Raw genomic sequence first — 19,757 nt, 5'->3', positions numbered from 1 at the left:
GCCCAACCTGACGTGCCGGACAATCTGCGGGAATCTTTCAGCAGTCCGCTCGCCATGTCGCAAACCATTTTCTTCGCCCATGCCAATGGCTTCCCCTCGGCCACCTACGGCAAGTTGTTCAGCGCGCTGGAGCCGGATTACCGGGTACGGCACCTGGAACAGCACGGTCATGACCCGCGCTTCCCGGTGGACGATAACTGGAACAACCTGGTGGACGAACTGATCCTGCACGTGGAGCAGGGCAGCGAGCCGGTCTGGGGTGTCGGCCATTCGCTCGGTGGTGTACTGCATTACCACGCGGCGCTGCGTCGCCCCGAGCTTTATCGCGGCGTGGTGATGCTCGACTCGCCGCTGCTGACCGGTGTCGATCGCTTGGTGATTCGCGCCGCCAAGCGTTTCGGCTTCATCGATCGGATCACTCCGGCGGGCCGAACTGTCGGGCGTCGTGAGGCATTCGGTGACGTCCGCGAGGCGCGGGACTATTTCGCCGGCAAGACGCTGTTCAGCCGCTTCGACCCCGACTGCCTGGACGCCTACGTGCGCCACGGTCTGCGCGAGGAGGGCCAGGGGCAGGAGAGGCGCCTGCGCCTGCGCTTCGATCCGGCCACCGAGATCAGTATCTACCGCAGTGTGCCGCATACCGTGCCGGGCCGGCCGCAGCAGCTGGCCGTACCACTTGCCGTGGTGCGTGGCCGGCATAGCAAAGTGGTGCTACCGCATCATGCACGGCAGGTCAGCCGCGTGCCCAAGGGTGAGTATCTGAGCCTGCCCGGTGGCCACATGTTCCCGCTGGAGCGTCCGCAGGATACGGCCCACCTGCTGCGCGAGCTATTCGGGCGCTGGCAGGGGCAGGGCAAGGAGCACTCGGCATGACGCTCAAGGTGGAAGAAACCCGTTTCAGCCTGCCGCACGTGGAACTGGCGGCACATCTGTTCGGCCCGGAAAATGGCATGCCGGTCATTGCCCTGCATGGCTGGCTGGACAACGCCATGACCTTCGCCCGCTTGGCGCCGAAGCTGGAAGGGCTGCGCATTGTCGCCCTGGATTTCCCTGGCCACGGTCATTCCGGGCACTACGCCAGCAACTCCAGCTACAGCATGTGGGAGTACCTGGAGGACGTGCTGCTGGTGGCCGAACAGCTTGGTTGGCAGCGCTTTTCCCTGCTCGGTCATTCCCTCGGTGGCATTATCTCCACCCTGTTGGCAGCCGCTGTGCCCGAGCGGATCGAACGCCTGGCGCTGATCGATGGCCTGGTGCCCTATACGGCCGAGGCCGACAGCGCACCCAAGCGCCTGGGTGAGGCGCTGCGCGCGCGCCTGGCGGTGCGCGACAAGCAGAAACCGGTCTATCCGGACCTCGATACGGCCGTGCAGGCGCGCATGCGCGGCGTGGTCGCGGTCAGCCGCGAGGCTGCCGAGCTGCTGGCCCAGCGTGGCCTGGAGCCGGTGCCGGGGGGCTACACCTGGCGCACCGATATCCGTCTGACCCTGCCCTCGGTGATGCGTCTGACCTTCGCCCATGTCGAGCAGTTCGTCCGTGCCGTGCAGTGCCCGGTCAGCCTGATCCTTGCCGAAGGCGGGCAGATGAGTGTCGATCCACGCCTCAGGAGCCTGATCGAGCAGACGAGCTTCGCGACCCATATCCTGCCCGGCGGACACCACCTGCATCTCAACGACGAGGCCGGCGCGCAGCAGGTTGCAGACTGTTTCAATCCATTCTTCCGTCGCGCTTGACGCGGCCCTGGCAACTGCCGAGGCTGTGCGCATCGCTTCGGAGGTTGCCATGATCGAGCTGTACACCGCCGCCACGCCCAACGGCCACAAGATATCCATCGCCCTCGAAGAACTCGGGCTGCCCTATGAGGTGCATGCGCTGTCCTTCGACCGGCAAGAACAGAAAGCCCCGGAGTTCCTGCGCATCAACCCCAACGGGCGCATCCCGGCCATCGTCGATGACGGTTTTGCCGTGTTCGAGTCGGGGGCCATCCTGCTCTACCTGGCGGAGAAGACCGGCCAGTTGCTGCCCAGCGATCCCAAGGGGCGCTCGCTGGCCGTCCAGTGGCTGATGTTCCAGATGGGTGGGGTGGGGCCGATGCAGGGACAGGCCAATGTGTTCTTCCGCTACTTTCCGGAGAAGCTGCAGGGCGCCATCGACCGCTACCAGCACGAGACTCGGCGCCTGTATGAGGTGATCGATCGGCGCCTGGGTGAGTCCGAGTACCTGGCCGGCGACTACGGCATCGCCGATATCGCCACCTTTCCCTGGGTGCGTATCCACGACTGGGCTGGCGTGGCCATCGACGGCCTGGAGCACCTGCAGCGCTGGATGGATGCCATTGCCGTGCGCCCGGCCGTGCAACGTGGGCTTCGGGTACCGGTCAGGGCCCAGGATGACGCCAAGCTGGTGAAAACCGCGCAAGGCATGCTGACACGCTAAGGAGGCGCATGCGTCACCATCTTCTCTTTTGTCTGAGCCTGGTCTGTGCGCCCCTGCTGGCGGCTGAACCGGCAGGTAGCCAGGATCTGGAGGCACTGCCGCGTCTGGCGCGCTCTGTGATCGTCGACTACCGCGACACCCCCGCGGCCGAACGCCGCTACCCGCAGGATTCGCTGCGCCGCATCAGCGGCCAGCTGGTGGCCCGTGAAGTTCTCGTCGAGGGTCGTCTGCGTGCACTGACCTATCAGTTGCCGGAAGAGCACGGGCCGCGCGAGGCCCTGCAGATTGCTCGTCAGCATTTGCAGGAGCAGGGCGCGCAGCTGTTGTTCTGGTGCGAGGGGCGCGACTGCGGTTCCAGCAGCCTGTGGGCCAACCAGATCTTCGGCAGCGCCAAGCTCTATGGCCCGGAGGAGCAGCAGAGCTACCTGCTGCTGCGCCTGGCCGAGCCGCAGGACAGCCTGGTGGCGCTGTACGGCATCGTCCGTGGCAATCGTCGTGGCTACCTGCATGTGGAGCAGCTGGATGCGGGCGCGCCGTTGCCGACGCTGCTGCCGACCGCTGGCACCCTGCTGCGTCAGTTGCGCCGTGACGGCCAACTGCAGCTGGCGCTTGTCGATGTTCCGAACGATGATTGGAGTGCCTTGCTGGCGCAGACGCTGCGGCTCGACAGCACGCTGCGCCTGGGGCTTTCCGGAATCCATGCCGATGCCTGGCGCACGGCTTTGCAGCAACAGGGCGTGGCAGCCACGCGCCTGCAGCTGCAGGGCAGCGAAGGCAAGGGCCTGACTTTGCAGCCACTGCGCTGAGTGCTGATTGACTCCGGACCCGCGTGTCCGGTTTGCCTGGGGATGCATGACCATGCTGAACAATGATCGCCTGCTGGTGCAGATTCTGCTGCTGGCGTTGCTGGGCGCTTGCGCCTGGGTGCTGGCGCCTTTCTTCTCCGCGCTGTTCTGGGCGGCGGTACTGGCCTTTGCCAGCTGGCCGCTGATGCGCCTGCTGAGCCGCGCCTTGAATGGCCGGGCCAACACCGCCGCGGCCATCCTGACGGCTGGCTGGATGGTCCTGGTGGCGGTACCGCTGGTCTGGCTGGGCTTCAACCTGGCTGACCACATCCGCGATGCCACCGCGCTGTTCAAGGATTTCCAGGTCGACGGCCTGCCCGATCCGCCGACTTGGCTCGGTGGTCTGCCGCTGGTGGGTGAGCGCCTGGTCGGCCTGTGGAATCGTATCGACGAGGAGGGGGTTGCCCTGCTGGAGGCCGTGCGGCCCTATCTGGGCCAGGTGGGTAACTGGCTGCTGGCGCGCAGCGCACAGATTGGCGGCGGCATGCTGGAGCTGGCCCTGAGCCTGGTGCTGGTGTTCTTCTTCTACCGCGATGGCCCGCGCATGGCGTCCTTCGTGCAAAGCCTGCTGGGGCGCCTGATCGGTGATCGCGCCGGGCATTACCTGGAGCTGGTGGCCGGCACCGTGCAACGGGTGGTCAATGGCGTGATCGGTACCGCAGCGGCCCAGGCCGTGCTGGCACTGATCGGCTTCTACATCGCCGGGGTGCCGGGAGCGCTGGTGCTGGGCATCATCACCTTCGTCCTCAGCCTGATTCCCATGGGCCCGCCGCTGGTGTGGATTCCCGCCACCGCCTGGCTGGTCAGCCAGGAGCATTACGGCATGGCGGTATTCCTCGGCATCTGGGGCATGTTCGTCATCAGCGGGGTGGACAACGTACTCAAGCCCTACCTGATCAGTCGCGGCGGCAACCTGCCGCTGGTAGTGGTGCTGCTCGGCGTGTTCGGCGGCATCCTGGCGTTCGGCTTCATGGGCCTGTTCTTGGGGCCGACCCTGCTGGCCGTCGCCTTCAGCCTGCTCGGCGACTGGGTGAACAGCACGCCACGGGATGCCGAGCGCAGCGAGCGTAGGGACGGGGCATAGTTGGCATCCTGTGCAGAATTCTGCCCACCACCCTTGGTGGGCATGCGGGGCAGTGATAGCCTTGCCCGCCTCAAACCGTGATGTAAGGGTCCGTAGAGGCCGCAGGCGGTTCAGGGAAGACAGACCAACACTACACAAGGGATAGACCCCCATGAAGAAATCTGCAGGTATCGTTGTAGGCGCAGTTGTTGCCGTTGCCGCCATTGGCGTGGCCGGCGCCTGGTACACCGGCAACCAGTTGCCCTCGGTGCTGGACGAGTCGATCAAGCAGGCCAATGCCGACATGGCCAAGACCCTGCCGGCCTTGGGCCTGGATGCGTCCATCGAGTTGCTCTCGCTGGATCGCCAGTTCTTCAGCAGTAATGCGCGCTATCGCATCACCTTCAACGGCTCGCTCGATGGCGAAGCGCCGCAGCAGTTCGAGCTGGTGATCAACGACCGTATCGAACACGGTCCGTTCCCGCTGTCGCGCCTCAAGGCGTTCAAGTTGATGCCGGTCATGGCCACCAGCAACTATGCGCTGGAAACCAGCCCGGCCCTGGAGCAATGGTTTGCCGCCAGCCAGGGCAAATCGCCGGTGGAAGGCCAGGCCAGCCTGGGTTACGACCGTTCCGTCTCCGGCAACCTGCGTCTGAATCCGGTGCAAGTAGCCCTGGATGAGGACAGCAACCTGGACTTCAGTGGCCTGAACATCGACTTCGACAGCTCGGCCGAAGCCAAGCAGATCGAGGCCAGTGGTCTGATGGACAGCCTGAAGGTCAGCACCAAACTGAGCGACAGCCCGGAAGCGCTGAGCATCGAGCTCAAGGGCCTGACCCTGAACAGCGATACCGCGAAGGGCAGCAGCGACTTCTACCTGGGCCGCAACGAGGTCAAGCTGCAGACAGCTCAGCTGGTGATCGGCGCCAACGCGCCGATCCTGGCCAAGGACATTTCCCAGCTCGACGAGACCAGCGAAGCCGACGGCAAGCTGGCCGCCCGTTCCACCTACAAGATCGGCATGGTCAGCTACCAGGGCCAGGACATCGGTGGCATGGACATGGTCTCCAGCGTGAAGAACATCGACGCGGCGGCCCTGCAATCGCTGCTGGCGCTGTACAGCGACATCATCAAGAGCACCGGCCAGCTGCAGCAGGCCAGCCTGGAAGCCGAGGACGATCTGCCGCAACTCTCCGAAGCGCAAAAGGCCCAGCTGATGGTGGACCTGGAGAAGCTGCTGGCCGCCAAACCGGGGATCGCCCTGGAGAAGCTGGCGTTCAAGACCGCCAATGGTGAAAGCAGCCTGAGCCTGGCGCTGGACTTCGCCAAGCCCGAGTCCTTCGAGCTGCCGGCGCCCGAACTGGCCAAGCAACTGATCACCCAGCTGGATGCCAAGGTTGCGGTTTCCAAGGCCATGATCAGCGACGTGATCGGCTTGCAAGCGACCTTCGCCGGCGAAACCGACAAGGAAGCGGTTGCCCAGCAAGCGTCGATGATGACCGAGATGGCCAGTGGCATGGCGCTGTCCACCGAGCTGGCCAAACTGGAGGGTGACAACATCGTCACCAGCCTGCATTACGCCGACGACAAGGTGGACTTCAACGGCAAGCAGATGAGCGTCGAAGAATTCGTCGCCATGGCCTTCGCCAGCGGCGCCGGCCTGGGCATGGGTGGTGCTGCGATGGGCGAGGAAGACCCGGCCATGCAGGGCCTGCAGCTGGAGGAGGAAGAAAGCGTCGAGGAAGAGATTCCCGTCGAATAACCTCGTGCAGTAGTGCTAAAAGGCCCGCAGTGATGCGGGCCTTTTGCTTTTACGCCGAAATATTGACCTGACTGCCGACGCTGGTGCGGTAGCCGGCACCGTCCTGATACTGCTTCAGCAGCTTGGCGATCAGTCCAGAGTCGGCGTCCTCCTGGCTGCCAGTGCGCGAGGGTGTCTGCTGGGCGACGGCCTCGAGCAGACTGCTCAACTCGTCCTGGCTGATGTTGCCGCTGCTGTCAGCGTCGAACCTGGTGAACAGCTCATCGCTGTTTGTGGCGTTCTGGGCGGGGGGCGGAGGCGGCGCCATGGCGGACAGTTCGTCGAGGTTCAACGCACCATCGCCGTCGCTGTCCAGTTCCGCCAGCAGGGCACTGCTGTCGGCGCCGGGGGGCGCGGGCAGGGCGCTCAGCTCCTCGGCATCAATGCTGCCATCGGCATTGGCATCCAGTGTGGCGAACATCTCCTCGGGGTTCGGCCCGCGAGGCGGTGGCGGTGCCAGCGCGGCAGTCTCCTGCGTATCGAGGCTGCCGTCGCCATTGGCGTCGAGTTGGCTGAACAGTTCATCAATGTCGATGGTCAGGCTGCTGTCGCTTTCCTTGGCAGACGTCAGGGCCGTTGCCAGCTCGTCCTTGGCCACACTGCCATCGCTGTTGCTGTCGAGCAGGCTGAACAGCTTTTCCTGCATCTTTTCGGGGCCGCCCGCACAGTTTGCGCTGGGCGGCGCGCTGCGCTGGGTCGAGCTATAGGCGGCATAGCTCGAGTAACTGCTGCTGCTGACACCACTGATCATGGGAGTCACTCCTGTTGTTGGCATTCCGGAGAGGGTTCTCCGGTAATGTCAGCCTCGGCGTACTCTGTGTCGGGGGTTTATGAGCTTTGTATCGGTCGGACTACAACGCCAGGGCGGCGCGGGCTATAGACGGGGCAGACGCAGGATTGCGGTCAGTCCACCACCTGGTGTTTCCTCCAGCAGGATGTCGCCGCCCTGGTGTCTGGCGGCCTCGCGGGCAATGGTCAATCCCAGGCCCACGCCGCCTGAGTTGCGGTTGCGCGATCCCTCGACGCGGAAGAAGGCCTCGAACACCGCTTCGCGCTGTCCGGCGGCAATCCCGGGGCCGCGGTCTACCACACGCATCTCCACGACCTCAGGGCTGTCGTTCAGCTCGATGCAGGCGTGGCCGGCATAGCGCAGCGCGTTCTCCAGCAGGTTGCTGACGCACGAGCGCAGTGCGAGGGGTTGTGCGCGCAACGGTGCGCAGTGACCTTGGCAGCGCACATCGGCACCATGATCCTGGGCGTCCTCGACCATCGACTCGATCAGGGCCTGGAGATCCAGCCACTGTGGCGTCTCGCTGCTGCGCTGCTCGTGCAGATAGCGCAGGGTGGCGTCGAGCATGCCGATCATTTCCTGCAGATCCTGATCCATGCGCGTCCGCAGCTGGGTGTTGGGAATCTGTTCCAGACGCAGCTTGAGGCGGGCCAGCGGTGTGCGAAGATCATGCGACACCGCCGCCAGCATGCGTGCGCGTTGCTGGACCTGCTCGCGGATGCGCCGCTGCATCAGGTTGAAGGCCTGCGCGGCTTGGCGTGCTTCGGGCAGACCGCTTTCCGCCAGCGGCGGACTGTCGAGATTGTCTGAGATGCGCTCAGCAGCCTCTGAGAGCTGCTGGATCGGTCGGCTGAGCAGGCGCGCGCCGTACCAGGCGGCGACGATCAGTGTCAGCAGTTGGAAACCCAGCACGATCAGAGGGCCACGCAGCACCGGTCCAGGTGGCGGTGGCGGGCGCATCAGCTCAGCCTGCAGTGGGGCTGGTGGCGGCGGTGGTCGGCCGTAGTGGCTGAACCAGGCAAAGGCCAGTGCATGGGCCAGCAGAATGGCCACCAGAAAGACACCGAACAGGCGGGCGAACAGGCTGTCGACACGGCGCATCAGCGAATCTCGGCGGCGTCGAAGAGGTAACCCTCGCCCCGCACGGTCCTGATCAGTGTCGGATTGCGCGGGTCATCACCGAGCTTCTGGCGCAGCCGCGAGACCAGCAGATCGATGCTGCGGTCGAAGGCTTCGATGGAGCGGCCGCGGGCCTCGTCCAGCAACTGTTCCCGGCTGAGCACCCGCCGCGGCCGTTCGAGAAACACCCAGAGCAGGCGGAACTCGGCGTTCGACAGCGGCACCACCAGGCCTGTCGGCGAATGCAGCTGACGGAGTACGCACTGCAGCGTCCAGCCGGCAAAGCGGATACTCGTGCGCGGCTCCTCTTCGCGCGGGCCAACGCGATCGTCACGCACGCGACGCAGGATTGTCTGGATGCGGGCTACCAGCTCGCGCGGCTCGAAGGGCTTGGCCATGTAGTCGTCGGCGCCCAGCTCCAGCCCGATGATGCGGTCGGTCGGCTCGCAGCGGGCAGTGAGCATCAGGATCGGAATGTCCGACTCGGCACGTACCTGGCGGCATAGCGCCAAGCCGTCCTCCCCGGGCAGCATCAGGTCGAGAATGATCACATCGAAGTGGCTCTGCGCCAGGGCCCGGCGCATGCCGGGGCCGTCGCCGACCGCCTCGCTGTCGATGTTGAAGCGGGTCAGGTAGCCGCCCAGTAGCTCGCGCAGTTCCTGATTGTCGTCGACGATCAGGGCGCGGGTGGGGCGGGGGCGCGTGGTGCGCTCGGGCAAGGCATGCACCGTTACGGGCTCCAGACTGCGGGCAGGGTAAACGGAAGGATGGGCATGTTAGCGGGTCGCGAGGCCGGGCAGGCTCCGCCCGTCGGCATGCTCCGGTGGACAGGTATCGGCAGCGTGTCGGTACTGTATCGCGACCGTTACAAAGCGAACTTTACGCATTCTTTATGCGCAGCTCCCCAAGGCCAATCGCGCCTTTACGCGCGTCGGCAGAACAATGCCGGCAAGGCGGTACAGACCGCATCACGGAGCACACACATGAGCATTCTCGACGAGGTGTCCCTGGGCCTGGCCCTGGGGCTTTTCATTTATTTGCTGGTTGCGCTGCTGCGCGCCGGACGGCAGAGCTAGGGGGCCCCATGCAAGTCCATGACTACTGGCTGATTCTGGCCTTCTTCGTGCTGGTTCTGCTGCCGGCACCTTTCCTCGGGCGTTACTGCTTCAACGCCATGGAAGGCAAGCGCAACCTGCTGAGCCCGGTGCTGCAGCCGCTGGAGCGCCTATGCTACCGGTTATCCGGGGTCGACCCCGAGCGCGATCAGGACTGGAAGACCTACAGCCTGGCGCTGCTGGCCTTCAGCGCTGTTTCCCTGCTGGTGCTATTCGCCATCCTCATGCTGCAGCATCTGCTGCCGCTTAATCCGCAGCAACTGCCAGGCCTGGAGTGGAGCCTGGCGTTCAATACCGCCGTGAGCTTCGTCACCAATACCAACTGGCAGGCCTATAGCGGCGAGGCGGCGCTGAGCTACTTCAGCCAGATGATCGGCCTGGGCGTGCAGAACTTTGTCAGCCCGGCCGTCGGCCTGGCCATCCTGGTGGCCTTTGCCCGTGGCATTGCGCGCAAGTCCAGTGGCGGCATCGGTAACTTCTGGGTCGATGTCACCCGCGCCGTGCTCTATGTGCTGCTGCCGTTCTGCGTGCTGCTGGCCATCTTCCTGGTCTGGCAGGGCGTGCCGCAGACCTTCATGGACTACGTACAGGCCAAAACCCTGCTGGGCGCCGACCAGAGCATCCCCCTGGGCCCGGCCGCCAGCCAGATCGCCATCAAGCAGCTGGGCACCAACGGCGGCGGCTTCTTCGGCGTCAACTCGGCGCACCCGCTCGAGAACCCGACGGCCTGGACCAACCTGTTCGAGATGGCGTCGATCATCCTGATCCCGGCTGCCCTGGTGTTCACCTTCGGCCATTACGTCAAGGACCTGCGTCAGAGCCGCGCCATCCTGGCCAGCATGCTGATCCTGTTCGTCGCCAGCCTTGGCGTCACGCTGTGGGCCGAATACCAGCCGAACCCCGCCCTGGCGGCGCTGCCGATCGAACAGGCCGGCTCGCTGGAGGGCAAGGAAGCGCGCTTCGGCACCACCGCTTCGGCACTCTGGGCGGTGACCACCACGGCGGCTTCCAATGGTTCGGTCAACGCCATGCACGACAGCTTCAGCGCTATCGGCGGCATGCTGCCGATGTTCAACATGATGCTCGGCGAGGTGATCTTCGGCGGCGTCGGCGCCGGCCTGTACGGCATGTTGCTGTTCGTCCTGATCGCCGTGTTCCTCGCCGGCCTGATGATCGGCCGCACTCCGGAATACCTGGGCAAGAAGCTGGAAGCCCGCGAGGTGCGCCTGCTGGTCGCCACCCTGCTGGTGATGCCGGTTGGTGTCCTGGTGTTCTGCGCCCTGGCGGTGAGCCTGGACGGCCCGGCGGCTTCCATCACCAACCCGGGTGCCCACGGTTTCAGCCAGGCGCTGTATGCCTACACCTCGGGTACCGCCAACAACGGTTCGGCCTTCGCCGGCTTCGGCGCCAACACGCCGTACCACAACCTGATGATCGGCCTGGCCATGCTGCTCGGCCGCTTCGGCTACATCCTGCCGATCCTCGCCATTGCCGGCAGCCTGGCGGCGAAGAAGCGTGCGCCGGTCGACGGTAACAGCTTCCCGACCCATGGCCCGCTGTTTGTCACCCTCCTGGTACTGACCATCCTGCTGGTCGGTGGCCTGACCTTCCTGCCGGCGCTGGCCCTGGGCCCGCTGGCCGAGCACCTGGCGTTCTAACGGAGAACCATGATGAATGCCCCTGTAAAGGCGCAACAAGGCGCCAAGACCCCCAAAAACCAGGCCAAGACCAGTTTCGCCGCGCTGTGGAAACCGGCTTTGAAGCAGGCCTTTGTCAAACTCGACCCGCGTCAGTTACTGCGTTCGCCGGTGATGCTGGTGGTGGAGATCACTGCCGTTCTCACCACCTTGCTGTGCTTCGTGCCTAACCCCGCCGTATCGACCGGACTGGCAGTGCAGATCGCCCTGTGGCTGTGGTTTACCGTGCTCTTCGCCAACTTTGCCGAGGCACTGGCCGAAGGCCGTGGCAAGGCCCGCGCCGATAGCCTGAAGGCTGGCAGCCAGGGGCTGACCGCGCGGCGCAAGGTCGGTGATGAGCAGTACCAGGTGGTTGCTGCCAGCCAGCTGCGCCGCGGCGATATCGTGCGCGTCGAGGCCGGCGAGCTGATCCCCGGCGACGGCGAGGTGATCGAGGGCATTGCCGCCGTCAACGAGGCAGCCATCACCGGTGAGTCCGCGCCGGTGATCCGTGAATCCGGCGGCGACCGCTCGGCAGTCACTGGCAACACCCGCGTGGTGTCGGACTGGCTGCTGGTGAAGATCACCGCCAACCCGGGCGAGTCGACCCTGGACCGCATGATCGCCCTGGTCGAGGGCGCCAAGCGGCAGAAGACCCCCAACGAGGTGGCGCTGGATATCCTGCTGATCGGCCTGACCCTGATCTTCCTGCTGGTGGTGGCCACCCTGCAGCCGTTCGCCCGCTATGCCGGCGGCGACCTGCCTCTGATGTACCTGGCCGCGCTGCTGGTGACGCTGATCCCCACCACCATCGGCGGCTTGCTCTCGGCCATCGGCATCGCCGGCATGGACCGCCTGGTGTGCCTCAATGTGATCGCCAAGTCCGGCCGTGCGGTGGAAGCCGCGGGGGATGTGCATGTGCTGCTGCTGGACAAGACCGGCACCATCACCTTCGGCAACCGCCGCTGCAGTGCGGTGATCAAGGCCCCTGGTATCAACGGCAAGGAGCTGGGTGAGGCGGCGCTGCTGGCTTCCCTGGCTGACGATACCCCGGAAGGTAAATCCATCGTCGAGTACCTGCGGCCGCTGACCACGTTACGTGAGCCGGCGCGCAGCGACGTGAAGGCCATTGCCTTCAGCGCGGAGACTCGTCTGTCTGGCGTCGACTGGAGCGGCCACAGCTATCGCAAGGGGGCGGTGGACGCCGTGCTCCTGTACCTCGGCCTGAGTCGCGAGGAGATGCCGGCGCCGCTGGCCCGCGAAGTGGAGAAGATCGCCCAGAGCGGCGGCACCCCGCTGCTGGTAGCCGGTGACGGCCGTCTGCTTGGCGCCATTCACCTCAAGGACGTGGTCAAGCCGGGCATTCGCGAGCGCTTCGCCGAGCTGCGCAGCCTGGGCATCCGCACCGTGATGGTGACCGGCGACAACCCGCTGACTGCCGCCGCTATCGCCGCCGAGGCTGGCGTGGATGACCTGATCGCCGAAGCCACGCCGGAGAAGAAGCTGCAGCGTATTCGCGCCGAGCAGGCCGAAGGCAAGATGGTCGCCATGTGCGGCGACGGTGCCAACGACGCCCCGGCGCTGGCCCAGGCCGATGTCGGCCTGGCGATGAACGACGGCACCCAGGCCGCCCGCGAGGCTGCCAACCTTGTCGACCTGGATTCGGACCCGACCAAGCTGCTGGACGTGGTGCAGGTGGGCAAGGAGTTGCTGGTGACCCGTGGCGCGCTGACCACCTTCTCGGTGGCCAACGACGTGGCCAAGTACTTCGCCATCCTGCCGGCGCTATTCGCCGGCATCTACCCGCAGCTCGGCGCGCTCAACCTGATGCAACTGCACAGCCCGCAGAGCGCCATCCTCTCGGCCATCGTGTTCAACGCGCTGATCATCATCGCGCTGATCCCCCTGGCCCTGCGCGGGGTGCGGGTCAAGGCCCTGGACGCCGCCAGCCTGCTGCGCCGCAACCTGCTGATCTACGGCCTAGGCGGCATCCTCGCGCCCTTCGTCGGGATCAAGGTGATAGACGCGCTGCTGGTGGCGGTGGGGCTGGTGTAGTGATTTTCCTCCCCTCTCCCATAAATGGGAGAGGGGACTGATTCGGTGTAAACCTGAGAATTCGGAGAACCATCATGCTTAAACAACTCCGCCCGGCCATTGCCATGCTGGGCCTGATGTCCTTGATAACCGGGGTTGCCTATCCGCTGGCCGTGACCGGCATCACCCAGCTGGCCTTCCCCGAGCAGGCCAACGGCAGCCTGGTGCGCGATGCCCAGGATGAGGTGCGCGGCAGCATGTTGCTGGCACAGCCCTTTGACGGTGATCAGTGGTTCCAGCCTCGGCCGTCTGCCGCCGCCTTCGCCACCGTAGCCAGTGGTGCCAGCAACCTGGCGCCGAGCAATCCGGCCCTGGCCGAACGCATTGCCCAGGACGCCCAGCGTCTGGTCGGCGAGGGCGTTGCGCCGGTGCCGATGCAACTGGTCACTACCTCCGGCAGCGGTCTCGACCCGCACCTTTCGCCGGCCGCCGCGCGCTGGCAGATTACTCGCGTCGCCACGGCACGCGGCCTGCCGGCGAACAGCCTGGAGCGCCTGGTTGAACAGCACACCGTGCGCCCCCTGGTAGGCCCGGCCGTGGTCAACGTGCTGGCGCTGAACCTGGCGCTGGCGGACAATCGCGCCCCTATTCGTCATGAGAACACCCCATGAGTGATGCGTTGCGCGCCGATGCGCTGCTGGCCGAGATGCCCCGCGAGGGACGTGGCCGGCTCAAGGTCTTCCTCGGCGCGGCACCCGGAGTGGGCAAGACCTTCGCGATGCTGCAGGCGGCCCAGGCACAGCAGCGCCAGGGCATCGACCTGCGCGTCGGCTTGGTCGAGACCCACGGCCGTGCGGAAACCGAGGCCATGCTCACCGGCCTGCCACAACAGCCGTTGCGGTACCTGGAGTATCGCGGCGTAGCGCTGTCCGAGATGGACCTCGATGGCCTGCTGGCCAATCCGCCCAAGCTGGTACTGGTCGACGAGCTGGCTCACAGCAATGCACCGGGCAGCCGCCATGCCAAGCGCTGGCAGGATGTACAGGAACTGCTCGATGCCGGCATCGACGTCTACACCACGGTGAACGTGCAGCACCTGGAGAGTCTTAACGACCAGGTGCGCGACATCACCGGCGTGCAGGTGCGCGAGACGCTGCCGGACTGGGTGCTGCAGGAAGCCGACGAGATATTGCTGGTCGACTTGCCGCCACGCGAGCTGCTCGAGCGTCTGCGCGAAGGCAAGGTGTACGTGCCGGAACAGGCGCGCGCAGCCATCGATGCCTTCTTCAGCCAGACCAACCTCACGGCACTGCGCGAACTGGCTATGCAGACGGCGGCGGCACGCGTCGATGCCGACCTCAACCGGCGTTACCGTCAGCAGGGCCAGGAAGCGCCGAGCGTGCGTGGCCGCCTGCTGCTCGGTATCGACGGCGACACCCAGGCCGAGCGTCTGGTGCGCCACGCCAGTCGGGTGGCGGAGCGGCGTCATCTGCCCTGGTCGGTGGTGCATGTGGACACCGGCGCGGAGCGTGACGAAGAACGTCTGGGCAACCTGCAGGCGGCCCAGCAGTTGGCCGAGCGTCTGGGGGGCGAGGTGGTGCTGTTGCGCGGCAGTTCGGTGGCCGACACGCTGGTCGAGCATGCCCGCGAACGCCGCGCGAGCTTGATTCTGGTCGGTCGCAGTCGGCAGCGCTTGCGTCGGCGCTGGCGTTTCGGACGCGGGCTGGCCGAGCGTCTGCTGAGCCTGGGCGAGGGCCTGGAAATCAGCGTGCTGGATACCGAGGCAGAGCGTGCGCCGGCCGGGCCACGCGCCAACGCAGCAGCGCAGTGGCGTGACTACCTGCTGGCTCCGCTGGCCACGGTATTGGCATCCGGCCTGGCCCTGGGCCTTTCGCAGGTGCTGGAGTTGCCGAACATCTCGCTGATCTTCCTCGCCGCCGTGCTGGTGGTGGCTGTGCGCAGCTCCCTGGGGCCGGCGCTGCTGTGTGCCGGACTGTCTTTCCTGGCCTACAACCTGCTGTTCATCGAGCCGCTGCTGTCGCTGAAGATTGCCCGCCAGGAGGATGTGCTGACCCTGGTGTTCTTCCTGCTGATGGCGGCGCTCACCGGCAACCTGGCGACCCGTCAGCGGCGCCAGTTGCAGAGCCTGCGCCGGACCCAGGCGGAGACCACGGCGCTGCTGGAACTGTCGCGCAAGCTGACGGCGGCCACTGATCGCCAGGCCGTGTTGAGCGCTGCCATGCAGCAGTTCGGTTTGTGGTCTGACGTCGAAGTCAGCCTGCTGGCCCGTAGCCGGGATGGCATCTGGAAGGTCGAGGCCGGCGCGCAGCGCCTGCTCAACGAGCAGGAGCACGCCGCTGCCGACTGGTCCTGGCAGCACGGTCAGCCGGCCGGCCTGGGGAGCGGCACGCTGCCGAACGGCCGCTGGTGGTGGTGGCCGCTGGCGGGCGAGGAGGGGCCACTGGCGCTGCTCGGTATCGCGCCGAAGGATGAGCGCCCGCTCAGCCCGGAGCGGCGCCGCCTGATCGCCGCTCTCGGCCAGCCCCTGGCTCAGGCCCTGGAGCGTGCCCAGCTGGCGGAGGACCTGGAGGCGGCGCGCCTGCACGGGCAGACCGAGGAACTGCGCAGCGCACTGCTGGCCTCGGTGTCGCACGACCTGCGCACGCCGCTGACCGCCATGCGCGGCTCGATCGACAGCCTGCTGGCACTGGGTGAGCAGATTCCCCTGAGCGATCGGCGCGAGCTGCTCGAGGGCACCCGTGACGAGGCCGAGCGCCTCGACCGTTACATCCAGAACCTGCTGGACATGACTCGGCTCGGCCACGGTGGCCTCAAGCTGGCGCGTGACTGGGTGGCACCGGCAGACATCGTCGCCAGCGCGGTGCAGCGCTTGCGTCCGGTGCTGGCGCCGCTGCAGCTGGAAGTGCTGGCGCCGCAGCAACTGCCGTTGCTTTATGTGCACGCGGCGCTGATCGAACAGGCGCTGGTCAATGTGCTGGAGAATGCTGCGCGTTTCTCGCCCGCTCACGGGCGCCTGCAGCTCGCCGTGAAGGCCGAACAGAATGAGCTGTGTATCGCCGTGGCCGACCAGGGGCCGGGTATTCCCGAGGCGGAACGGGAGAAGATCTTCGATATGTTCTATACCGCCGCCAGGGGCGACCGTGGCGGGCAGGGGACTGGTCTGGGCCTGGCGATCTGCCAGGGTATGGTCGGTGCCCACGGTGGACGGGTGACGGTTGGCGAGGGGCTGGATGGTCGCGGCGCCTGCCTGACCCTGCACCTGCCGCTGCATCCGCAACCGCAGCTGGAAGACGAATCCGCATGAATGGTCATGGTGCAACGCTCCTGGTGATCGACGACGAGGCGCAGATTCGCAAGTTTCTGCGCATCAGCCTCAGTGCCCAGGGCTACAAGGTGGTAGAGGCCGCCAGCGGTCGCGACGGCTTGGCACAGGCGGCCCTGGCGAAGCCGGATCTGGTGGTGCTGGACCTTGGCCTGCCGGATATGGACGGTAAGGACGTGCTCGCCGAGCTGCGCGAATGGTCGCAGGTGCCGGTGCTGGTGCTCTCGGTGCGCGCCAGCGAGGGCGAGAAGGTGTTGGCGCTGGATGGCGGCGCCAATGACTATGTGACCAAGCCCTTCGCCATCCAGGAGTTTCTGGCGCGGGTGCGCGTTCTGCTGCGCCAGTCCAGCACCCCAGAGCAGGTGGCGGCGCTGGTCAGGACAGGCCCCCTGTGTGTGGATTTCGCCTACCGGCGGGTTACCCTGGACGATCTCGAGGTCGCCCTGACGCGCAAGGAGTACGCGGTGCTGGCCATGCTCGCTCGGCATATCGGTCGTGTGGTGACCCAGCAGCAACTTCTCAAGGACATCTGGGGGCCGACCCATACAGAGGACAGTCACTATCTTCGCGTGGTGGTCGGCCACCTTCGGCAGAAACTGGGTGACGATCCCACTGCACCACGTTTCATCGTTACCGAGGCGGGTGTTGGTTATCGCCTGCGCGACGGATTGTAAGTGCTTGCCCTTATCTGGAGGCGGTAGACAGTATTCTGGGGTGTTGAATAGACTGCGCCGCACATTATCCCTGTATGCGTTGTCGGAGCTGTTATGAATCGCAAGGAAGTTGTTGTTGCAGCATTGTTGGGTACGCTGGGACTGCCGCTGTATGGCCATGCGGCCGACTATGCCGATATCAGCCAGCAGGCTGAGCAGCAGGCACGCTGGGGCTCACTCGGTAATGCCATAGAGACTTATCGCAAGGTATTGGCTGATCCTGATCTTCAGGCCTCGCACAATAAAGCTCGCCTGCGTCTGGCGCGTCTTTATCTGGATAGCTTCGATTATCCGGCGGCGCGTAATGAGCTGGCACAAGTGATTGCAGCAGCCCCCGATAGCGAGGAGGCCGCGCAAGCGCGCAAGTTATCAAAGAAGGCCGCACGCAAGACCAAGGCGCACAGCTTCGGCGGTAAGCTGCAGGTAGCGTTGATTCATGATACCGATACTGCCAACGCCTCCTCCGCAAGTCCGGTCAGCGAGCCGTCGTTCAGTGATGATGAGGACGTTGACGAAGAGGCCGCCGAGTTCGACGAGGATGACGAGTTCGCGGAAGACGAATTGGCCGATTCGGACTTCGCGGATGACCTGCTCGAAGATGTCGACCTCGACGAGGACGACCTTGAAGATGAGGGGGATACCGGTGGCGAAAAGCCCAAGCGATCAGTCCACGACAGCCGTCGCCAGGTGTCCACAGCGTTGCGCTACTCCTATGGCCTGAACGAGCGCGGTGATCGCTGGCAGTTGGCCGGCAATTTCAGTCAGGCCCGCCAGGACGAGCAGGATGCCCTGAATCGACAAACCGTTGCGCTTTCTACCGGGCCGGTCTTCGTAGTGCCTGACTGGCGCCTGAAGATCAATCCCGCGGTCACTTACCTGCAGCTGTACAAGGATCACCACTACGACCTGTCCAGCACGGTCTGGTCGCTTGGCGTGAGCCACAAGCTGAACCGAGTGCTGGAGCTGGGCGTGCGTTACAACTATGAGAATCGGGATCTCAGCAGCCAGGACTCTACTGATGTTGAGATCGATACTCTGAAGTTTGCAGCCAAGTTCAAACCCACGACACACGACAGTTTCAACTTGAGCTTCTCACCCAAGATCGAGGACAACGATCAGAGCAAGAAGGACAAGGATCAAAGCGGTTGGAAAGTTGCCTACGCGCGCAAACTTCCCTGGGACAGTTTCGCCAGCATCTCTTATAGCCGTCGGCATACCGAGTATGACAACGATCCCAAGGGCAAGGAGGAAGATGAGGATAAGTACGGCCTGAGCCTTGGGCACAAACTAACCAAGGATCTACAGGTCGCGGTCAGTTACGAACACAAGGAGAAAGACTCCAACCAGCCCGGCAAGGACAAGAACAACGAAAGCACGTCCCTGAGCCTGACCTACCGCTTTTGATGTCAGGTCTCAGTGTTCGCTGCGTTCATATCTGTCCAGCGTATCGTTCGCGATCTGTCTGCCGAGCATGATGAGTTCCGGCGCCTTGTGGAACTCGAAGAAGCGGCATACGCGCTTGGGTACGTTGATCAGGATGTCCGGCGGATAGCCGGCGATCTTGTACTGGGCCAGCGAGGTCTGCATGGTCTCGAAACTCAGGTTGACCAGTTCCAGCAGTGACGCGGGGCCGACGTTGCCGAGCGCCTGGGAGCTGCTGGCCGACTTGGGCACGCTGTCATCTGCCTCCCGTGAGATCTTGGGTTCGATCCAGGGGTTGTCGACCTCCATCCCGCCCTCGTCCGTCTCGCGACGGAGGAAGGGCAGGCGGGCGCTGAGAGAGCCCATCAGCTGATCGATCTTGCCCTTGAACGCCGCCGGCCGTTCGATCACCGGAAGGCTGTACTGTTTCTGGTTCAACGAGTTGAGGTTGACCGCGACAATCAGGTCGCAGTGGCTGGAGACCACCGGCACGATGGGCAGTGGATTGAGCAAGCCACCGTCGACCAGAATCCGCGAACCCTGGGTAACTGGCGTGAACAGGCTGGGAATGGCGGCCGAGGCGCGCATGGCTTTGTGCAGGCAGCCTTCCTGGAACCAGATTTCCTGCTGGTTGGTCAGGTCGGTGGCGACAGCCGTGTAGGGGATGGCGAGCTGCTCGATGTCAATCTCGCCGACGATCTCGTGGATCTTGCCGAATACCTTTTCACCACGAATCGCACCCAGGCGGAAGCTGACGTCGAGCAGGCGCAACACGTCGAGATAATCCAGACTCTCGGTCCACTGACGATACTCGTCGAGCTTGCCAGCGGCGTAGATGCCGCCGACCACGGCGCCCATGGAGCAGCCGGCGATGCAGCCGATCTCGTAGCCACGCGCCTCCAGCGCCTCGATCACGCCGATATGGGCATAGCCGCGTGCGCCGCCGGAGCCCAGCACCAGAGCCACTTTCTTGTTCATTGGCAAATCCCCCACAGAGGCTTCGAACATACCCGTGCAGAGCGGTTGCGCCAAGGACGGCTTTGCTAGAATCGGCAGCGCCGGGCACTTTGCCCGTGCAGGAGTATCCAAGCCTTACACCCGTTTCCCCAGGAGAGAGAAGATGACGAGAATCGCCACCCTGGCCCTATTGGCCCTGGCCCTCAGTGGTTGCGCCGCCAAGACCGCCTACCGTGACAGCTGCGCCAATCAGCTGGATGCCGCCTGGCGCGAACTGGACCTGGCCAAGGCCGAAGGCTTCGCGGGGACCGTGAGCTACTCCAAGGCGCTGACATTGCTGACTGGCGCCAAAACCTCGCAACAGTTCGAGGGTTACGAGAGCTGCACGCGCAATGCCGAGAAAGCGCGTTTCTATATCCGCGAATCGCGTGCCGGGCGCTGAA

18 protein-coding genes are annotated in these 19,757 nt (G+C 64.9%); 14 read left to right on the top strand and 4 right to left on the bottom strand.

Annotated elements, in window-relative coordinates; all coding sequences use genetic code 11:
* The first annotated feature begins 54 nt into the window (after positions 1 to 54).
* From ACOAPY_RS11665 to ACOAPY_RS11640, 6 genes are all read left to right on the top strand, one after another.
* The gene (locus ACOAPY_RS11665; protein WP_061904351.1) at positions 55 to 873 is read left to right on the top strand and encodes an alpha/beta fold hydrolase; all 819 of its coding nucleotides are present in this window, start codon (positions 55 to 57) and stop codon (positions 871 to 873) included.
* A complete protein-coding gene (locus tag ACOAPY_RS11660) occupies positions 870 to 1,733 on the top strand; it encodes an alpha/beta hydrolase (RefSeq protein ID WP_465153377.1) in 864 nt (287 codons plus the stop codon). The genes ACOAPY_RS11665 and ACOAPY_RS11660 overlap by 4 nt, the downstream gene beginning before the upstream one ends.
* A 49-nt stretch (positions 1,734 to 1,782) precedes the next feature.
* Complete coding sequence (locus tag ACOAPY_RS11655) at positions 1,783 to 2,436, top strand: glutathione S-transferase family protein (RefSeq protein WP_465153376.1); 654 nt, start codon at positions 1,783 to 1,785, stop codon at positions 2,434 to 2,436.
* Positions 2,437 to 2,444: 8 nt separating this feature from the next.
* Positions 2,445 to 3,242, top strand: a complete 798-nt coding sequence (locus tag ACOAPY_RS11650) for a DUF4892 domain-containing protein (protein ID WP_465153375.1) — start codon at positions 2,445 to 2,447, stop codon at positions 3,240 to 3,242.
* Positions 3,243 to 3,294: 52 nt separating this feature from the next.
* Complete coding sequence (locus ACOAPY_RS11645) at positions 3,295 to 4,365, top strand: AI-2E family transporter (protein WP_465153374.1); 1,071 nt, start codon at positions 3,295 to 3,297, stop codon at positions 4,363 to 4,365.
* A gap of 151 nt (positions 4,366 to 4,516) precedes the next feature.
* Positions 4,517 to 6,106 carry a YdgA family protein gene (locus ACOAPY_RS11640; RefSeq protein WP_465153373.1) on the top strand — a complete coding sequence of 530 codons (1,590 nt, stop codon included), beginning with the start codon at positions 4,517 to 4,519 and terminating at the stop codon, positions 6,104 to 6,106.
* Positions 6,107 to 6,155: 49 nt separating this feature from the next.
* Here the strand turns inward: ACOAPY_RS11640 and xopAW are convergent, their stop codons facing one another.
* From xopAW to ACOAPY_RS11625, 3 genes are all read right to left on the bottom strand, one after another.
* Positions 6,156 to 6,896: a XopAW family type III secretion system calcium-binding effector gene (gene xopAW / locus ACOAPY_RS11635; protein WP_465153372.1), complete on the bottom strand. Its 741-nt coding sequence runs from the start codon at positions 6,894 to 6,896 to the stop codon at positions 6,156 to 6,158.
* 123 nt (positions 6,897 to 7,019) lie between these two features.
* Positions 7,020 to 8,036 (bottom strand): sensor histidine kinase, encoded by a 1,017-nt coding sequence (locus ACOAPY_RS11630; protein WP_465153371.1) that lies wholly within the window; start codon positions 8,034 to 8,036, stop codon positions 7,020 to 7,022.
* Positions 8,036 to 8,782 carry a response regulator gene (locus ACOAPY_RS11625; RefSeq protein WP_465153370.1) on the bottom strand — a complete coding sequence of 249 codons (747 nt, stop codon included), beginning with the start codon at positions 8,780 to 8,782 and terminating at the stop codon, positions 8,036 to 8,038. Before ACOAPY_RS11625 ends, ACOAPY_RS11630 begins: the two co-directional genes overlap by 1 nt.
* 255 nt (positions 8,783 to 9,037) lie before the next feature.
* Here ACOAPY_RS11625 and ACOAPY_RS11620 point away from each other — a divergent pair, with 255 nt between their 5' ends.
* The 7 genes from ACOAPY_RS11620 to ACOAPY_RS11590 all read left to right on the top strand — a co-directional run bounded on the left by ACOAPY_RS11620 (position 9,038) and on the right by ACOAPY_RS11590 (position 18,339).
* Complete coding sequence (locus tag ACOAPY_RS11620) at positions 9,038 to 9,130, top strand: potassium-transporting ATPase subunit F (RefSeq protein ID WP_465153369.1); 93 nt, start codon at positions 9,038 to 9,040, stop codon at positions 9,128 to 9,130.
* An 8-nt stretch (positions 9,131 to 9,138) separates the two neighbouring features.
* Entirely contained in the window at positions 9,139 to 10,827 is a 1,689-nt protein-coding gene (kdpA, locus tag ACOAPY_RS11615; RefSeq protein WP_465153368.1) for a potassium-transporting ATPase subunit KdpA, read from the top strand.
* Positions 10,828 to 10,836: 9 nt separating this feature from the next.
* The gene (gene kdpB / locus ACOAPY_RS11610; RefSeq protein WP_465153367.1) at positions 10,837 to 12,900 is read left to right on the top strand and encodes a potassium-transporting ATPase subunit KdpB; all 2,064 of its coding nucleotides are present in this window, start codon (positions 10,837 to 10,839) and stop codon (positions 12,898 to 12,900) included.
* A gap of 74 nt (positions 12,901 to 12,974) precedes the next feature.
* A complete protein-coding gene (kdpC, locus tag ACOAPY_RS11605) occupies positions 12,975 to 13,550 on the top strand; it encodes a potassium-transporting ATPase subunit KdpC (protein ID WP_465153366.1) in 576 nt (191 codons plus the stop codon).
* Entirely contained in the window at positions 13,547 to 16,204 is a 2,658-nt protein-coding gene (locus ACOAPY_RS11600; protein WP_465153365.1) for a DUF4118 domain-containing protein, read from the top strand. Before kdpC ends, ACOAPY_RS11600 begins: the two co-directional genes overlap by 4 nt.
* A complete protein-coding gene (locus tag ACOAPY_RS11595; RefSeq protein WP_076578600.1) occupies positions 16,201 to 16,896 on the top strand; it encodes a response regulator in 696 nt (231 codons plus the stop codon). The genes ACOAPY_RS11600 and ACOAPY_RS11595 overlap by 4 nt, the downstream gene beginning before the upstream one ends.
* Before the next feature lie 93 nt (positions 16,897 to 16,989).
* Positions 16,990 to 18,339 carry a tetratricopeptide repeat protein gene (locus ACOAPY_RS11590; protein WP_465153364.1) on the top strand — a complete coding sequence of 450 codons (1,350 nt, stop codon included), beginning with the start codon at positions 16,990 to 16,992 and terminating at the stop codon, positions 18,337 to 18,339.
* A 9-nt stretch (positions 18,340 to 18,348) separates the two neighbouring features.
* On the opposite strand, the gene ACOAPY_RS11585 is transcribed toward ACOAPY_RS11590, so the two are convergent.
* Complete coding sequence (locus ACOAPY_RS11585) at positions 18,349 to 19,335, bottom strand: patatin-like phospholipase family protein (protein WP_465153363.1); 987 nt, start codon at positions 19,333 to 19,335, stop codon at positions 18,349 to 18,351.
* A gap of 142 nt (positions 19,336 to 19,477) precedes the next feature.
* Here ACOAPY_RS11585 and ACOAPY_RS11580 point away from each other — a divergent pair, with 142 nt between their 5' ends.
* Positions 19,478 to 19,756 carry a hypothetical protein gene (locus ACOAPY_RS11580; protein ID WP_061904363.1) on the top strand — a complete coding sequence of 93 codons (279 nt, stop codon included), beginning with the start codon at positions 19,478 to 19,480 and terminating at the stop codon, positions 19,754 to 19,756.
* The last annotated feature ends 1 nt before the right edge of the window (position 19,757 follow it).

Origin of the sequence: Pseudomonas stagnisoli, assembly GCF_048595745.1 — a bacterium.
Lineage (GTDB): Bacteria > Pseudomonadota > Gammaproteobacteria > Pseudomonadales > Pseudomonadaceae > Aquipseudomonas > Aquipseudomonas alcaligenes_A.
The sequence above is the reverse complement of the archived record's forward strand: the minus strand, read 5'-3'. Positions and strand labels throughout refer to the sequence as shown.

What these genes read in the sequence shown, in the direction of transcription:
- ACOAPY_RS11580 (WP_061904363.1), top strand. Translation starts at nt 19,478, where the DNA reads ATGACGAGAATCGCCACCCTGGCCCTATTGGCCCTGGCCCTCAGTGGT.
- ACOAPY_RS11595 (WP_076578600.1), top strand. Translation starts at nt 16,201, where the DNA reads ATGAATGGTCATGGTGCAACGCTCCTGGTGATCGACGACGAGGCGCAG.
- ACOAPY_RS11590 (WP_465153364.1), top strand. Translation starts at nt 16,990, where the DNA reads ATGAATCGCAAGGAAGTTGTTGTTGCAGCATTGTTGGGTACGCTGGGA.
- xopAW (WP_465153372.1), bottom strand. Translation starts at nt 6,896, where the DNA reads ATGATCAGTGGTGTCAGCAGCAGCAGTTACTCGAGCTATGCCGCCTAT.
- ACOAPY_RS11655 (WP_465153376.1), top strand. Translation starts at nt 1,783, where the DNA reads ATGATCGAGCTGTACACCGCCGCCACGCCCAACGGCCACAAGATATCC.
- ACOAPY_RS11630 (WP_465153371.1), bottom strand. Translation starts at nt 8,036, where the DNA reads ATGCGCCGTGTCGACAGCCTGTTCGCCCGCCTGTTCGGTGTCTTTCTG.
- ACOAPY_RS11585 (WP_465153363.1), bottom strand. Translation starts at nt 19,335, where the DNA reads ATGAACAAGAAAGTGGCTCTGGTGCTGGGCTCCGGCGGCGCACGCGGC.
- kdpC (WP_465153366.1), top strand. Translation starts at nt 12,975, where the DNA reads ATGCTTAAACAACTCCGCCCGGCCATTGCCATGCTGGGCCTGATGTCC.
- ACOAPY_RS11600 (WP_465153365.1), top strand. Translation starts at nt 13,547, where the DNA reads ATGAGTGATGCGTTGCGCGCCGATGCGCTGCTGGCCGAGATGCCCCGC.
- ACOAPY_RS11645 (WP_465153374.1), top strand. Translation starts at nt 3,295, where the DNA reads ATGCTGAACAATGATCGCCTGCTGGTGCAGATTCTGCTGCTGGCGTTG.
- ACOAPY_RS11665 (WP_061904351.1), top strand. Translation starts at nt 55, where the DNA reads ATGTCGCAAACCATTTTCTTCGCCCATGCCAATGGCTTCCCCTCGGCC.
- ACOAPY_RS11620 (WP_465153369.1), top strand. Translation starts at nt 9,038, where the DNA reads ATGAGCATTCTCGACGAGGTGTCCCTGGGCCTGGCCCTGGGGCTTTTC.
- ACOAPY_RS11660 (WP_465153377.1), top strand. Translation starts at nt 870, where the DNA reads ATGACGCTCAAGGTGGAAGAAACCCGTTTCAGCCTGCCGCACGTGGAA.
- ACOAPY_RS11650 (WP_465153375.1), top strand. Translation starts at nt 2,445, where the DNA reads ATGCGTCACCATCTTCTCTTTTGTCTGAGCCTGGTCTGTGCGCCCCTG.
- kdpB (WP_465153367.1), top strand. Translation starts at nt 10,837, where the DNA reads ATGATGAATGCCCCTGTAAAGGCGCAACAAGGCGCCAAGACCCCCAAA.
- ACOAPY_RS11640 (WP_465153373.1), top strand. Translation starts at nt 4,517, where the DNA reads ATGAAGAAATCTGCAGGTATCGTTGTAGGCGCAGTTGTTGCCGTTGCC.
- kdpA (WP_465153368.1), top strand. Translation starts at nt 9,139, where the DNA reads ATGCAAGTCCATGACTACTGGCTGATTCTGGCCTTCTTCGTGCTGGTT.